This window comes from Pseudarthrobacter sp. AB1 (genome assembly GCF_014926485.1).
Taxonomy (GTDB): Bacteria; Actinomycetota; Actinomycetes; order Actinomycetales; family Micrococcaceae; genus Arthrobacter.
The window spans coordinates 1-14,800 of record NZ_PZKO01000053.1 but is presented as its reverse complement, the minus strand read 5'-3'; the positions used below and the strand labels follow the sequence as shown (position 1 = coordinate 14,800).

Here is a 14,800-nt window from a genome sequence, read left to right as displayed (position 1 = left end):
GGGAGGGCGGGGTCAGGCGCGGGAGATGCTGATCATTTCCTCGCGCGGGACTACCTTGATGCGTTCACGCACGACGGCGGCGGTCCCGTCGGCGCCCGGGTCACCTTCGGTCCACGCGGCGCCGAGGGCTGCTTCGTGCGCGTCCAGCTTGATCCAGCCCTCCCACGTGGTGAACTCGATGCCGCGCTCTTCCAGGAGGTCGATGATGGCCTGCGGATCCGGGTTCTCAGCCGGGGGAAGCGTGAGCCGGTCCTCCAGCAGGAAGCCGATGGTTTCCAAGGCGTCCCCCTTGGTGTGCCCGATCAGGCCAACGGGCCCGCGCTTGATCCAGCCGGTGGCGTAGATTCCAGGGACGGGGTTGCCGTCGGCGTCGAGCACGCGGCCGCCCTCGTTGGGGATCACGCCGCGTTTTGCGTTGTACTCCAGCTCGTCCAAGGGCGAGCCGTGGTAGCCGATGGCGCGGTACACGGCCTGGATGGGGTAGTCCACATACTCGCCCGTGCCCTTGACGTTGCCGGTGCCGTCCAGCTCCATGCGCTCAAACTTGATGCCGGCCACCTGGCCGGACCCGCCGTCGTCGGGGTTTTCGTAGACCTCAACCGGGCTGTGCAGGAAGTGCAGGTGCAGGCGGCGTGAGGACGGTTCTGCCGCTTCGGCGTGCTCTTCCACGAGCCAGTTGGTCAGCGTGTTCACCATGGTTTTGATCTGGTTGTTGCTGCGGATGGCGTCGTCGGAGGCCTCGTCGAACTCGAAGTCCTCCGGGTACAGGACAATGTCCACGTCCTTCATGTGGCTCAGCTCGCGCAACTCCAGCGGCGTGAACTTGACCTGCGCCGGGCCTCGACGGCCGAAGACGTGCACGTCCGTGACCGGCGAGTTCTTCAGGCCCTGGTAGACGTTGTCCGGGATCTCGGTGGTGAGGAGTTCGTCGGCGTGCTTGACCAGCATCCGGGCCACATCCAGCGCCACGTTCCCGTTGCCGATCACCGCGATTTCCTTGGCTTCCAACGGCCAGTCGCGGGGCACATCGGGGTGGCCGTCGTACCAGGACACAAAGTCGGCGCCGCCGAATGATCCCGCCAGGTCGATGCCCGGGATGCTCAGATCGGCGTCCTTGATGGCGCCGGTGGAGAAGATCACGGCGTCGTAGAAGGCCCGGAAGTCATGGAGGGTGAGGTCGCGGCCGTACGTGACGTTGCCCAGGAAGCGGATGTCGCCCCGGTCCAGGACCTTGTGCAGGGCGTTCACGATCCCCTTGATGCGGGGGTGGTCCGGTGCGACGCCGTAGCGGATCAGGCCGTACGGGGCAGGGTAGGCCTCGAAAAGGTCGATGCTGACCTCAAAATCGCCGTCCTTAACGCCGTTGGACTTGGTCAGGATGTCCGCCGCATAAACACCTGCCGGTCCCGCACCCACAATGGCAACGCGGAGTGGACGCTTGGAGGTGGTTTCGCCTGGGTTGGACACCGGGAGCCCTTCTGGAACGAGGAGATTGCGACGGAGGTGCGCAGTGCAGTTGCGCACAATGTCCCATTCTAAATGTGTTCCAGCGGCACCACGTCGCCTTCCCGGTACAGCAGCGCCCGGAGCTCGGCCTCCGCGGAGTTTAGGCGTTTGGGGTCGATGGTCTCCCCCGCGGCAAAGTGGTCCAGCAGCCGGGGATCAACATAACTTTTGCGCGCGATGGACGGCGTGTTCCCCAGTACCGCGGCAGCCTCCAGCATGGCCACGCTGATGGCGCCCTTCCGCGCCGAAACTGTCTTCTGCGGGCCGCTGCGCGCCAGGCTGACGGCGGCCGCCACGGTCCCGCGCAGCGTCCGGAAGTCCTTGGCGGTGAAGTCCAGGCCCGTCCGCTCCTTGACGTAGGCATTGATGTCCGCGCTGGTGACCGGCCGCCAGGTCCGGCCCTCCTTGTACGCCAGCAGCCTGGCATTTCCACCGCGGCGCTTAAGCGTTCGCACCAGGGCGGCGAGGTCGGCGTCGTGGATTTCCGATTCCCAGTCCTTGCCGCTCTTGGCCGGAAACTTTAGCTCCAGGCACTCCTTGCGGACGTGGACATGCGCACACAGGAGCGTGGCCAGGCCGCGGCTGCCGTTCTCGTTGGTGTACCGCTCGGATCCCACGCGCAGGGACCCGCTGTCCAGCATCCGGAAAGCCGCCGCCAGTACACGTTCTCGGCTGGGACCGTCGCTGCGCAGGTCCAGAGTGACCATCCGGCGGGCGGTGGGCAGCGACTCGGCCAGTTGCAGGGCGCGGTCAAACTTCACCCGGTCCTTCCGCTCGCGCCAGGCAGGGTGGTAGATGTACTGCCGCCGGCCCATCGCATCGAGGCCGGTGGCCTGGATGTGGCCGTTGTCGAACGGTGCAATCCAGACGTCGGTCCAGGCCGGTGGGATGCCGATGCTCTCCAGCCGGTCCCGGACCGGTCCCTGTGGCAGCGTGGAGCCGTCCAGGTCCCGGTAGCTGAAGCCCGTGCCGGCGGGCACGCGACGGTAGCCGCGGCCGTTCGCGTTGCTGCGGCGGAGCCTCACGGGACGGCCACCTGGGAGTTCATCGGTTCCATGAAGGACAGCGTACTGACTATTGACTGGAATACGAGTCCAACAACTGGTGTTATTGGTTAGGTGCCTACTCCCCCTGAAACGAACTCCTTGCCCAAGACCGTTGTCACCGCTCCATCCGGTCTTAAGGCTGTTGACAAGGAGACGACGGCGGGAGTCCTGTTCGGGTTCGGCGCGTACGGGTTGTGGGGGCTGCTTCCCCTGTACTTCTTTGCGCTGATGCCCGCCGGAGCGGTGGAGATCGTGGCCAACCGCGTGGTGTGGTCCCTGTTTTTCTGCATCGTTCTGATCACCGTCACCCGGTCCTGGCGTGCGCTGGCCGGAGCCTTCCGGGACCGCTCGGTGTTCGGGTCACTGGCGCTGGCGGCTGCCCTCATTGCCGTGAACTGGCTGACGTACACCTATGGCGTCACCACCGGCCAGGCCGTCGAAGCCGCGCTGGGCTACTTCATCAATCCGCTGGTCTCGGTCCTCCTGGGTGTGTTCGTCCTGAAGGAGAAGCTGCGCCCCCTCCAGTGGGCCGCCGTCGGAATCGGTTTTGTGGCAGTAGCCGTGCTGACGGTGAGCTACGGCAAACTGCCCTGGATCGCCCTGACGCTGGCCTTCAGCTTCGGCCTGTACGGGTTTGTGAAGAAGCGCGTTGGCCCGAAGGTGGACGCGGTGACCAGCCTCAGCGTGGAGACCATCGTGCTGGCCCCGATCGCCGCCGCCACCATGGTGTTCCTGAGTGTCAGCGGCTCGGCCACCCTGACCAGCCAGGGCCCCGGGCACTTCTGGCTTCTGGTGGCCTCCGGGGTGATCACCGCGGTGCCGCTGCTGTTCTTCGGTGCGTCGGCCCGCCGGCTGCCCATGACCACCATCGGGCTGCTGCAGTATGTTGCCCCGCTCCTGCAGTTCATCGTGGCGCTGGTGGTGTTCCAGGAAGCCATGACCACCAGCCGCTGGATCGGCTTCGGGGTGGTGTGGCTGGCCCTGCTGGTGCTGACCGTCGACATGCTCCGCGCCACCCGAAAGAACTCGTTGGCAAGGAAGCGGGCCCGCACCTCGTAAAACGAGCGCGAACTGGCAGCTAACGACCTCAATTCAGTGATTTGACGTCATCTGCTGCCAGTTCGCGCTGTGTTCCGTGTGGGGGTGGGTCCTAGACGTTGGCCTTGATGGCCGCAGCGAGGACGTCCAGGCCGTCATTCAGCAGGCCGTCGGTGATGACCAACGGGGGCAGCAGGCGGATGACGTTGCCGTAGGTGCCGCAGGTGAGGATGATGACACCCTCCTTGAGGCAGGCAGCGGCCACGGCCTTGGTCAGCTCGGGGTTGGGTTCCTTCGAACCGGCCTGGACCAGTTCGACGGCCAGCATCGCGCCGCGGCCGCGGATGTCGCCGATCACGGACGTCCCGGCAGATGCCAGTTCGGCCTGCAGTTCCTGCAGGCGTCCCGTAGCGAGCTGCTCGATGTGGCGCGCACGTCCGGCGAGGTTGTATTCCTCCATGGACCCGATCGCGGCCAGCGCGGCGGCGCACGCAACCGGGTTACCGCCGTACGTGCCGCCCAGTCCGCCCGGGTGGACGGCGTCGAGCAGGTCAGCGCGGCCGGTGATCGCGGACAGCGGCATGCCGCCGGCGATGCCCTTGGCCATGGTGATGATGTCCGGGACAACGTCCTCGTGGTTGACCGCGAACCATTCGCCGGTGCGGCAGAAACCGGACTGGACCTCGTCGGCGATGAACACCACGCCGTTGGCCTTGGCCCAGGCGGCCAGTGCCGGCAGGAAGCCCTCGGCGGGGACAATGAAGCCGCCCTCGCCCTGGATCGGTTCGATGATGATCGCGGCCACCTGGTTGCCGCCGATCTGCTTCTCGATCATGGTGATGGCCCGCTTGGCGGCCTCGGCACCGGTGATCGAGGCGTTCTCCTCGCGGTACGGGTAGCTCATGGGCATGCGGTAAACCTCGGGCGCGAACGGGCCGAAGTTGGTCTTGTACGGCATGGCCTTCGCGGTCAGCGCCATGGTCAGGTTGGTGCGGCCGTGGTAGGCGTGGTCGAACGCGACGACGGCGTCACGCCCGGTGGCGAGGCGGGCCACCTTGACGGCGTTTTCCACAGCCTCGGCGCCGGAGTTGAACAGCACGGTCCGCTTCTCGTGGCTGCCCGGGGTCAGACGGTTGAGCTGCTCCGCGAGGGCAACGTAGCTTTCGTAAGGGGTGACCATAAAGCAGGTGTGGGTGAAGTGCTCCACCGCTTCCTTCACTGCCCCGACGACGGCGGGATCGGACGCGCCGACGCTGGTCACCGCGATGCCCGAGCCGAGGTCAATGAAGGAGTTGCCGTCGACGTCATGGATGATGCCGCCGTCGGCGTCGGCAACGTAGACCGGAACGGCGGAGGCGACACCAGCGGCGACCACTGCCTTGCGGCGCTCGGTCAGGGCGATGGACTTGGGGCCCGGGAAGTCGGCCTGGACATGGCGCTTCTGTTCCAGGCGGAAGGTGATTTCACTTGCTGTGGTGCTCATGGGGTTTCCTTTCAGGGCCCGGTGATCGAGCCTGTCGAGATCCAGGGTTTCGACAGGCTCAACCACCGGAAAAGCTGGTTTAGACAGGCTCGACCAGCGGGAGGAGTGTCTTTAGGCGTCGAGTGCGCTCATGACGTGCTTGATGCGGGTGTAGTCCTCGACGCCGTACATGGAGAGGTCCTTGCCGTAGCCGGACTGTTTGAAGCCGCCGTGCGGCATTTCGGCGGTGAGGAGGATGTGGGTGTTGATCCAGACCGCCCCGAAGTCAAGGTCGCGGCTCATCCGCATGGCCGTGCCGTGGTCGGACGTCCAGACGCTGGATGCGAGGGCGTATTCGACGTCGTTCGCCAGCTCAAGAGCCTCCGCTTCGGAGGCGAACTTCTGCACGGTGATGACCGGGCCGAAGGTTTCCTTCTGGACGATGTCGTCGGTCTGCTTGGCGCCGGTGACGATGGTGGGTTCGAAGAAGAAGCCCTTGTCCCCGGCGCGGTGGCCACCGGTTTCGATGCGGCAGTTCTCCGGGAGGTGCTCCACCACGGAGGTGACGGCGTTGAAGTGGTTCACGTTGTTCAGCGGACCGAAGTAGTTCTCTTCGTCGTTCTGCGAGCCGGTGTGCAGCGTCCTGGTGTGCTCCACCATGGCCGCCACGACGTCGTCGTGGACTGAATCCTCAACCAGCACCCGGGTGATGGCGGTGCAGTCCTGGCCGGCATTGAAGAACGCGAACTCGGCGATGGCCGCGGCGCTCTTCTTGATGTCCGCGTCCTTGAACACGATGGCCGGGGCCTTGCCGCCGAGCTCCAGGTGGGCGCGCTTGAGGCCCTTCGCGGCCCCGGAGGCCACGGCGATGCCGGCCCGGACGGAACCCGTGATGGAGACCAGGCCGGGGACCCGGTGCTCCACCATCATGGCGCCGGTTGCGCCGGTTCCCAGAACGACGTTCAGGACGCCGGCGGGCAGGATGTCGCCGGCCAGGCGGGCCAGCACCAGGGTGGACTCCGGGGTGGTGTCGGAGGGCTTGAGGACCACGGTGTTGCCGGCGGCGAGCGCCGGGCCGATCTTCCAGATGGCCATCAGGAACGGGTAGTTCCAGGGGGCAACCTGGGCCACGACGCCGATGGGCTCGCGGCGTACATAGGAGGTGTGGCCTTCGAAGTACTCGCCCGCGGACTTGCCTTCGAGGATGCGCGCGGCACCGGCGAAGAAGCGGAGCTGGTCCGCGCCGGCGGCCACTTCCTCGGACGCGATCAGCGAGCGCACCTGCCCGGTGTTGCGGTGCTGGGCCTCCACAAGTTCGTCGCTGTTGGCCTCAACGGCGTCCGCGAGCTTGAGGAGCATCAGCTGGCGCTGCCCGGGGGTGGCGTGCTTCCAGGTCTTGAAGGCGTCCTTGGCCGCGGTCATGGCAGCGTCGACGTCGGCCTGGATGGACACAGGTGATTGCGCCACAACTTCGCCGTTGGTGGGGTTAACGATGTCCAGCAGGTCGGTGCCCGCGGGCGTGACGAACTCACCATTGATGAAGTTCTGCAAGGTTTGAACCACGGTGTACAACCTCTTTCATAAGGGAACATCAGCTGCGAAGCGGATGGTTGCGACTGCCTTGAGCCTATGCCAGCACCTTCACCCCGGGGAATAGCCACCTGCACACCCTTAGCCGCAATGTTTAGTGCGGTTGACCAGCATCCGTCTATCCTTGGACCATGGCCATCTCCCTCGCCACCCTGCTCGGCGTGCACTCCCTCCACCTATCCAATGCAGGCCTTGCCGAGACCACCTGGCACGAGGACATCAACTGGGTTGCCGTCACGGAACTGGAAGACCCGCAGCGCTTCCTCAGCGGCGGCGAACTGGTGCTCACCACCGGCATGCGCCTGCGGTCCGCGCCCGAGCAGCGTCGCTTCGTCCGGCAGGTCCAGCGCGCCGGAGCCGTGGGCATCGGCTTCGGGACCGGTCTGACGCACGACGCCGTCCCGCCGGCCCTGATTGCCGAGGCCAACCGCTGGGGGCTGCCGATCGTCCAGGTGCCGTACGAGACGCCGTTCATTGCCATCGGCAAACTGGTGGCGGAAGCGCAGGCCGCCGATCATGTCGCGAAGCTTGAGCGCCTGATCGCGGGCCACCAGGTCCTGGCCCGCGCGCTCCTCACCGGCGGCGGCCTCGCCCAGCTCCTGAAGCAGCTGGGCGGGATGCTGCGGACAGAGATTGCCCTCACCCAGTTCACCGCCCACCTGTACAACAGCAGCTCCGAGCTCCCTACCGCTGACACGTGGTCCTCCTACCCCATCCCCACCGGCCGCCGCGATGCCTGCACACTCTGGGTCCGCCAGCCGTTCGAAGATTCAGGGATTATCGGCTATGCCCAGAACCTGATCAGCGTGGAGCTGAACAACATGGTCAAGCAGCGCCAGGCCCAGCGCGCCCTGTGCGGCCAGGTGCTCGAGGACGTCATCCACGGCGCCCTGGAGACCAGCGAGGCCCAGCGGCGCCTCGCCGGCGTGGGCCTGAACAGCACACGCAAAAACGTGGTGCTGCTGGCGGTGTCCGCCGCCCATCACAAGGCGCTGGTGAGCACCTCGGTGCCGCAGCCGCTGGAGAACGCGGTGGCCGCCGTCGTCGGGAAGGACCTGGTGGTGGTGATTAACGACGACGGCGGTGCGGCACCTGCGCTGGCCAGGCGCCTCAGCGATCACCTGGCGGAGGCAGGGATCCACGCGACGATCGGGATCGGCGGCGGGTACACGAAGCCGAACGGCCTGCGCTGGAGCTACTTCGAGGCGCGCGATGCGGCCAGCCGCGGCCTGCCGGTTAACGAGCCGGAACGCCTGAGCCTGACCTCCCTGTTGCTGGCCAGCGAAGACGTTCCGCTGGCTGACATGGCCCACGAGTCGTTGAACCCACTCCGCGCCTTCGACGCTGCCCACGGCGCGGAACTGGTGACCACACTGGAAAGCTACCTGAACAACAACGGTTCCGTGGCCGCCGTCGCCGAAGCCCTGACCCTGCACCGGAACACGGTGCGGTACCGGCTGGCGCAGATCACCGAACTCACGGGCTACGATCCTTCGGTCACGGCGGACCGCGTGCAGCTGTGGCTCTCGCTCGCCGTGTCGCGGCTCGGAGCGCGGCACCCCTGACGACCGCAACGCGGGGTCACATCGCGCCCATGTTACGGCCCCGGATGGGCGCTAAATGACCCCGCGTTGGAGGCGTTTGCGGGAATTCTTGCGTTCTTTCCGGTAGTCGGCTTCGGCGTCGGCCGCGAGCTGTACCTGCCGCGTATGGAGGGTGACGTAGGCCGACGCGACAGCCTCGGGCAGGTCCGACGCCGCCGCCAGCTTGGCCAGCAGGTCCCGGGCCACCACGCTGTCGTGAAAGTCTCCGAGGACCTGCTGCTGGCGGTGCGCGGCCTTGGCGATCTTCGCGGCGCGCTTACCGTGCACCGGCGCTGCGGACTCCGCCACGTGCCGCAGCCGTTTGGCGTCTTTGCGCACGTCGTGAAGGGCTGTCTCGTGGTCCGCTCCCCGGCGTGCACGTTTGGCCGTCCTCGCTGCGCGCTGCAGGCGTTTGGCGGCCTTGGCCACCAGCTTCCCTGCCGCCTTACGGGCCGGGGCTGCACCTTCGGTCCTGACCGGCGGGTGGTCACGGAAGGCTTCCAGGTCATCCAGGAGCCGGAAGTACCGTTCGGAAAGCAGTGCCTTCTGAAGTTTCCGGTAGCCCTTGTTCAATCTGTTGCCGAGTTCATCGTCCAGCCGGCCCTTCACTGCCGAGGCCAGCCCGGGCGGCAGTTCGGCCGTGTGCCCGCGCAGGCGAGCCAGCATCACTTCGGCGTCGCGGGGCGACCCCAGCACGCTGCCGAGCCATTTCAGTTCGTCCCTCAGGCGCCGCCCGGCCACGGGACTGTAGAGCCGGCGGTACGCTGCGAGCGCGGAACGGGCCCGGCGGGTGGCCGAACGCAGATCGTGCACAGCCTCCGGTTCCTCCCGCCGGACGCCGGGATCAAGCGCCAGGATTTCGCGGATCTGCGCGCCCAGGTAGGCGGTCAGGAGATCCGACACAGGCCCCTTCTTGCCAGGACTTGTTGGCCCGTCAGCTGCGCCCGACTCCCCGGCAGGCAGCGCCAGGACTTTAGCCAGCTTGGAGCCGTGTTTCGCCGGGCGCGCCCCCGCGGCGGCCAGGATTTCCGCGGCGGCCGGGAACAGGTCAGGGCTCCCGTGCACCAGCTCGAGTTCCCATTCGCGCCACTGCCGTGTGCGGGTATTGCGGTCAGTGGCGGCTTCCCCGTCGGGCCCGGCCGCGCCGAGCAACACTGCGCTCACGCGGTCATCGGCCAGGTCCGCCAGGTGGACTCCGTCGGCGCCGTACAACGGATAGGTGGTGCGCCGGGTTTCGAGCCGGACCACCGGGGCGGCATCCTCGCCGCGGAGGTATGCCAGCACGTGCGCCAGCAGGCTGTCGGGAACGACGCCGGGCTGGCCCAGCGGGGCGTGCAGCTCGCGGCGCCGCCGGGGTTCGGAGCCGGAGACGCCGGACGCGCCACCGGCCCGGGCGCCGGACCGGGCACCCTCCGCGGTCAGTTTCAGGTGCCAGCCGGCGTCGATTCCGCCGGTGCGGCGGCGAAGGGTAATGTCGCGGGCGGCGAGCGTATGGGCTGCTGTATCGAAGTACACCGCTTCCAGGGTGTCCACGTGTGGCTCCCCCACGCGGGCCACCCCGGGGATGTCCGCGAGCGCCGGCACCTCGGCGTCCGGGCCGACGTCGTACTTCTTTTCGACCTCAACTGCCTGCGAAGCCATGACCGGCCGTCCTTCCACAATGATGGGCGCCAGATCCAGCTGGACAAGTTCTCACGAGTCCGGGACGGAACTCTTGTGGCCCGAGTCTATGCCCGCATCATTAAGAGCCGGGAGAGGTTGGCCACAGAACCCTAGACATCAAACGTCTAACGTCTAACGTTAAGGACATGACTGTTGCCCCTTCCGGTACCCCGATGCTGTCCGACGCGCCGCCCAAGCCGCGTACCGCCGTCGTCTTCGGCGTCATTGCGCTGGTGCTTATTGGGCTGAACCTGCGTGCGGGGATTGCGGCGGCGTCGGCCCTCCTCCACGATTTTCAGCAAGTCCTTGGCTACGGGCCGCTGGTGGCAGCGATCATCCCGTCCATCCCCACGCTCTGTTTTGCGGTGGCGGGGGCCTCGACGTCATGGCTGACCGGACGGCTGGGCGTCGAGAAGGCAATCCTGCTGGCGCTCGGATTCCTGGCCGCCGGGCTGCTGCTCCGGGGGATCCCGGCAACGGGCATGCTGGTGGCGGGCACGGTGGTGGGGATGTCCGGACTGGCGGTCTGCAATGTGGCCATGCCGTCGTTCATCCGCGAGCACTTTGCCAACCGCACTTCAGCGATGACCGCGCTCTACACCGTCACCATGACCACCGGAGCCACAGTCACCGCGGTCGCCGTCGTCCCGCTGGCGTTGGCGCTTGGCTCACCGTCCGCCGCAGTCGGCACCATCGGATTCCTTGCCGTGGCCGCCTTCCTGGGCTTCCTGCCCGTTGTTCTGCATGCGCACCGCAACAGCGTCCGGAACACTGCTGCCCGCATCTCCCCGTGGCCACTGCTCCGCACCCGGAAGGGCCAGCTTCTCACCGCCCTCTTCGCACTCCAGGCGCTGCTCGCGTACTCGCTGATCAGCTGGTTCCCGTCGATATTGATCAACATGGGCATCAGCTCAGCTGACAGCGGCCTGATGTACGGGCTCATGCAGCTGGTGTCCGTACCGGCCGGCATGGTGCTGCTCGCCATCGGCTCGCGGCCCCGGATGCTCCGGCCGGCGCTGTATCTGGTCAGCACCACCATGGTGGCCGGCCTGGCAGCTCTGATGTTCCTGCCGGTGGGCCTGGCCGTCATCCCCACAGTCCTGCTTGGCTTCGGCCTGGGAATTTTCCCGCTGGTGATGGTGATGATCAGCCGGAGCGGGACGAGCACCGCCGAGACCACTGCCCTGTCCACGCTGGCGCAGTCCACCGGCTACCTGCTGGCCACGGCCGGCCCCTTCGGTGCCGGCCTGCTGTTCAGCGGTACTGGCGGCTGGACGCTTCCCCTCGCACTGCTGCTGGGCCTCGCAGTGGTCCAAGTGGTGGTTGCACACCTCATCTCCCGCGCCCCCTTGTCCGGCCTGAAGAAGTAGGACGCCATGAACCTGAGCACCTCACACCGACAGCCCCTCGCTGACGAGGTCACCGCCAAACTCCGGCAGATGGTCCACTCCGGCGAATGGCCCCTAAACCAGCGCATCCCCTCCGAGCCGGAGCTGATGCAGGGCCTGGGCGTCTCGCGCGGCACTTTGCGCGAAGCCATCAAAGCCCTGGCGCATAGCGGGATGCTGGAGGTCCGCCGCGGCGACGGCACCTACGTCCGCGCCACCAGCGAGATGTCCGGCGCCGCCCGGCGGATGTACCAGGACCACACGGACGAACACATCCTCGAGGTCAGGCTCGGCCTGGACACGCAGGCGGCGCGCCTCGCGGCCCGGAATGCAACGGCCGACGACGTCGCCGCCCTGCGTGCCGTGCTCGCCAGCCGGGAAGTCGCCTGGAACGCTGGTGACTTCGAGGGATGGGCCCGCGCGGACTGGGACTTCCACGCGCGCGTTGCCAAAGCCTCCGGGAACCCGCTGCTGCACGAGCTCTACGTCAGTTTCGGCGACGTGTTCCATCAGGACCTGCTCAAACAGCAGCGCAAGGGCAGGCTGGACGGTCTCACGAATGAAGGCCATGGTGCCGTGGTGGACGCCATCGAGGCCCACGACGCCGATTCCGCGGTGGCCAGCGTCAACCAGAACCTGAACACCTGCGCGGAGTGGCTGCGGGCGTAGGTCCTCCCGTTCGACTTCGACGCGGCCAGTTTCGACGCGCAAAGCTAATTTCGAGGCGCAAAATGGCTGGCGCACGGGGAATATCGAGAGCGCCAGCCTTTTTGCGCGTCGCCAGCCAATGTGCATAGCGCCCGACGGCGGTCCGGCACCTGGGTGCCGAACCGCCGTCGGGCGTTACCGCGTCTAAGTGCTGCTGCCGGTCAGGGGCGGAGGCCCTGGAACACGTTCTTAGGCCGCTGCATCTCACCATGCTTGGCACCGAGGATAATCACGGCACCGGCGAAAGCAGGAATGGCCCACTGCAGCATTTTGAGCTGCTGCTGCGCCGACTTCAGCTCATCGGAGGCCCCCGCCCTGGGCTCCGTGGCCCCCTCGCCGCCCTGGTCCGCGAGCTGGTCCACCTTCTTGCCGAGGATCCCGGCGTAAAGTGTCACGGCGGCGCCGGCCACCGTCACCGCCGTCTTGATGACCGTGTCCCGTGCAACGCCGTCCTGCTTCGCGATGCGGTCCTTGTTCTCAAAGGCAATGGCGAGGTCAGCCAGCAAATGCGAGGCGAAAGCCGCAGTCTGGACCGGCGCCCACTTCATCCAGCCTGCACTCGAGAGCCGGGTCCGTTCGGCCGGGTCCTTGGCATCCGCGGCCGCACCGTTCAATCCGATGGCGCCCATGAGTGAACCGCCGAACCAAGCCGCGGCCGTCAGGTCGTGGACGGAGCGGGCAACAAGATTTCCTGCCATGATGTGCTTCCTTACGTTGAGCTGGTTCTGAGGTGCCGCCGGTGCGGTTCTCACTGGTCCATGAAGATCATGCTCACGCCATCGTAAGCACACTTACTAATATTACGGAACCCCGTCTTCAACAGCGGATACGCGTAACATCGTGGCCATGGAAACAGGGACCTTGTTCGGGTGGGCATTTGGCGACCCCGCCCGGGAAAATAATGGCGCATACGTGTCGGGCCTTGAGCATGAAGCGTTGCAGAACGCCACCGCGACGGCCAGGGCCAAGGGGGTCACCGTGGTCAACGGTTCTGAGGTCTTCACCGCACTGAGTGCCAGTGACAGCCTCCTGGAACTCGATCATGCTCCAGGCAAGCTGGTGGTCCGCTGTACCGTGCACGTGACCGGACCAGGTGCACGAAAACTGCACGCCGAAGGACCCATGAACGGCTAACGATGGCAGACGGGGAATCCAGCATCAGCGAAGCGGCAGACGCCGTCGAGGAAGCGTCGGATACCAAGGCGCTGGACATTGTGGCGCGCTCCGGATTTGCCGTGATGGCCCTGTTGCACATCATCGTTGGCGCGATTGCCGTCGCCATAGCTTTCGGGCAGCCGGGCCAGGCAGAAGCCACCGGGGCCATTGAGCAGTTGGGGGCCAACCCGTGGGGACCAGCCGTGCTGTGGTCGTGCGTGGTGGGCTGCACCGGGCTGGCGGCGTGGCAGCTGAGCGAAGCCACGCTCCGATCGCGGCATCTGCCCCGGAAGCAGCGGCTGGGAAAGCTGGTCTCCTCCGGATTTTTGGCAGTTGCTTACGGAAGTGTGGGGCTCAGCTTCGCCGGGTTCGCGGTGGGCGTGCGCGGAGATTCCGGAGACACCACACGCGATTTCAGCACCGCCGTCCTTAATACCCCACTCGGACTGCCTCTGCTGGTGGCGGTGGGCCTGACCGTCATGGGCGTGGGCGTCTACTTTGTGGTGAAGGGGCTGCGGCGCGGATTCAAACCGGAACTCTTCCGCTTCGAGGGCACCCGCCGCGGCAGGCTGATCGACTCCCTCGGCGTCGCCGGGCACGTGGCCAAAGGAATCGCCCTGAACCTGGCCGGTCTGCTCTTCGTGATCGCCGCGGCAAAGCATAGTCCCGAAGAGTCCACCGGCCTGGACGGCAGCCTGAAGGCACTCCGGGACCATATGTTCGGCCCGTACCTGCTCGTCGCGATCGGGGCGGGCTTCATCTGCTACGGCCTGTTCGCGCTGGTCCGGGCCCGGTTCGGCAGGATGTAGCCACCAAGGGAAAGGGAAGCCAATGTCAACCGTGAGCCAACTGTTCAACTCCACGGCCGACGACGTCTGGAAGGTGATCGCCGACGGCTGGCTCTACTCGGGCTGGGTGGTGGGCGCCTCCCGCATCCGGGCCGTCGACGCGCAGTGGCCCGGGACCGGCTCCCGGCTGCACCACTCCGTGGGCGCCTGGCCACTGGTGATCAATGACAGCACCAGTGTGGCCGCCGTCGAACCCGGCCGCTCCCTGGAGCTAGTGGCGCGTGGCTGGCCGCTGGGTGAAGCCAAAGTGGTGATCACACTGGAGGATCTGGGCACGCAATGCCGGGTTTCCATCGCCGAGGACGCCATCCGTGGACCGGGCAAGGTTGTCCCAACAGTGCTGCGCGACGCACTGATCGGCGCCCGGAACCGCGAAACCCTCAGCCGGCTGGAACTCATGGCGGCCGGAGGGGCGGGACGTTAAAGCAACGGGGCCCACGCCCGCAGGGTTCCCTGGCCGAGCTTGCGAGGCTAGGGCGCGGGTGGGGAGGGTCACTTCGCGCCCATCCCAGTGGGGCAAAGTCAACTGGTCGGAGCAACGCCGGGTGTTATGCCGCGGTTAGCAGCTGGTTCAGCCGGTTGGCTGGGGTCTGTAGGTTCAGGGTGGGCCGGGGTCGGCGGTTGAGTTTGGCGGCGACCTGGCGCAGGTCCTCCGGGGTGTGGACGGAGAGGTCTGAGCCTTTCTCGAACCAGAACCGTAGGAGTCGGTTGGTGTTCTCGTTGGTACCGCGCTGCCAGGGCGAGTGCGGGTCACAGAAGTAGAGGGTGGTTTCGAGTGCGGTTTGGATTTTGGCGTACTGCGCGAGTTCGGTGC

At 66.6% G+C, this 14,800-nt stretch carries 14 protein-coding genes; 7 read left to right on the top strand and 7 right to left on the bottom strand.

What is annotated here, in order from left to right:
• Nucleotides 1–12: 12 nt before the first annotated feature.
• Together DAD99_RS13130 and DAD99_RS13125 are read right to left on the bottom strand one after the other, a co-directional pair.
• On the bottom strand, nucleotides 13–1,467 hold the full coding sequence (locus tag DAD99_RS13130; RefSeq protein WP_193341914.1) for an FAD-dependent oxidoreductase: 1,455 nt from the start codon (nucleotides 1,465–1,467) through the stop codon (nucleotides 13–15).
• 68 nt (nucleotides 1,468–1,535) lie between these two features.
• The gene (locus DAD99_RS13125) at nucleotides 1,536–2,531 is read right to left on the bottom strand and encodes a DNA topoisomerase IB (protein WP_193341913.1); all 996 of its coding nucleotides are present in this window, start codon (nucleotides 2,529–2,531) and stop codon (nucleotides 1,536–1,538) included.
• A 93-nt stretch (nucleotides 2,532–2,624) separates the two neighbouring features.
• Here DAD99_RS13125 and rarD point away from each other — a divergent pair, with 93 nt between their 5' ends.
• The gene (gene rarD, locus DAD99_RS13120) at nucleotides 2,625–3,611 is read left to right on the top strand and encodes an EamA family transporter RarD (RefSeq protein ID WP_193341912.1); all 987 of its coding nucleotides are present in this window, start codon (nucleotides 2,625–2,627) and stop codon (nucleotides 3,609–3,611) included.
• Between the two features lie 91 nt (nucleotides 3,612–3,702).
• Here the strand turns inward: rarD and gabT are convergent, their stop codons facing one another.
• Both gabT and DAD99_RS13110 read right to left on the bottom strand, forming a co-directional pair.
• Nucleotides 3,703–5,073 carry a 4-aminobutyrate--2-oxoglutarate transaminase gene (gabT, locus tag DAD99_RS13115; RefSeq protein WP_193341911.1) on the bottom strand — a complete coding sequence of 457 codons (1,371 nt, stop codon included), beginning with the start codon at nucleotides 5,071–5,073 and terminating at the stop codon, nucleotides 3,703–3,705.
• 111 nt (nucleotides 5,074–5,184) lie between these two features.
• Nucleotides 5,185–6,615 carry a gamma-aminobutyraldehyde dehydrogenase gene (locus DAD99_RS13110; protein WP_193341910.1) on the bottom strand — a complete coding sequence of 477 codons (1,431 nt, stop codon included), beginning with the start codon at nucleotides 6,613–6,615 and terminating at the stop codon, nucleotides 5,185–5,187.
• Between the two features lie 158 nt (nucleotides 6,616–6,773).
• Between DAD99_RS13110 and DAD99_RS13105 the strand changes: the two genes are divergently transcribed.
• Entirely contained in the window at nucleotides 6,774–8,207 is a 1,434-nt protein-coding gene (locus DAD99_RS13105) for a PucR family transcriptional regulator (RefSeq protein ID WP_193341909.1), read from the top strand.
• A gap of 51 nt (nucleotides 8,208–8,258) precedes the next feature.
• On the opposite strand, the gene DAD99_RS13100 is transcribed toward DAD99_RS13105, so the two are convergent.
• The gene (locus DAD99_RS13100) at nucleotides 8,259–9,866 is read right to left on the bottom strand and encodes a CYTH and CHAD domain-containing protein (RefSeq protein WP_193341908.1); all 1,608 of its coding nucleotides are present in this window, start codon (nucleotides 9,864–9,866) and stop codon (nucleotides 8,259–8,261) included.
• A 167-nt stretch (nucleotides 9,867–10,033) separates the two neighbouring features.
• Here DAD99_RS13100 and DAD99_RS13095 point away from each other — a divergent pair, with 167 nt between their 5' ends.
• Entirely contained in the window at nucleotides 10,034–11,257 is a 1,224-nt protein-coding gene (locus DAD99_RS13095) for an MFS transporter (RefSeq protein WP_193341907.1), read from the top strand.
• A gap of 6 nt (nucleotides 11,258–11,263) precedes the next feature.
• Nucleotides 11,264–11,944 (top strand): FadR/GntR family transcriptional regulator, encoded by a 681-nt coding sequence (locus DAD99_RS13090; RefSeq protein ID WP_193341906.1) that lies wholly within the window; start codon nucleotides 11,264–11,266, stop codon nucleotides 11,942–11,944.
• Between the two features lie 200 nt (nucleotides 11,945–12,144).
• Here DAD99_RS13090 and DAD99_RS13085 read toward each other — a convergent pair whose 3' ends face one another.
• Nucleotides 12,145–12,681, bottom strand: coding sequence for a hypothetical protein (locus tag DAD99_RS13085; RefSeq protein WP_185261328.1), 537 nt, complete (start codon nucleotides 12,679–12,681; stop codon nucleotides 12,145–12,147).
• A 148-nt stretch (nucleotides 12,682–12,829) separates the two neighbouring features.
• Between DAD99_RS13085 and DAD99_RS13080 the strand changes: the two genes are divergently transcribed.
• From DAD99_RS13080 to DAD99_RS13070, 3 genes are read left to right on the top strand one after another with little or no spacing between them, the layout of a single operon-like run.
• Nucleotides 12,830–13,117, top strand: a complete 288-nt coding sequence (locus DAD99_RS13080) for a hypothetical protein (protein WP_193341905.1) — start codon at nucleotides 12,830–12,832, stop codon at nucleotides 13,115–13,117.
• A 2-nt stretch (nucleotides 13,118–13,119) separates the two neighbouring features.
• Nucleotides 13,120–13,947: a DUF1206 domain-containing protein gene (locus tag DAD99_RS13075; protein WP_193341904.1), complete on the top strand. Its 828-nt coding sequence runs from the start codon at nucleotides 13,120–13,122 to the stop codon at nucleotides 13,945–13,947.
• Between the two features lie 22 nt (nucleotides 13,948–13,969).
• A complete protein-coding gene (locus DAD99_RS13070; RefSeq protein WP_193341903.1) occupies nucleotides 13,970–14,410 on the top strand; it encodes an SRPBCC family protein in 441 nt (146 codons plus the stop codon).
• A 124-nt stretch (nucleotides 14,411–14,534) separates the two neighbouring features.
• Here DAD99_RS13070 and DAD99_RS13065 read toward each other — a convergent pair.
• The coding region (locus tag DAD99_RS13065; RefSeq protein ID WP_193339880.1) for an IS30 family transposase at nucleotides 14,535–14,800 on the bottom strand (266 nt) is incomplete at its 5' end.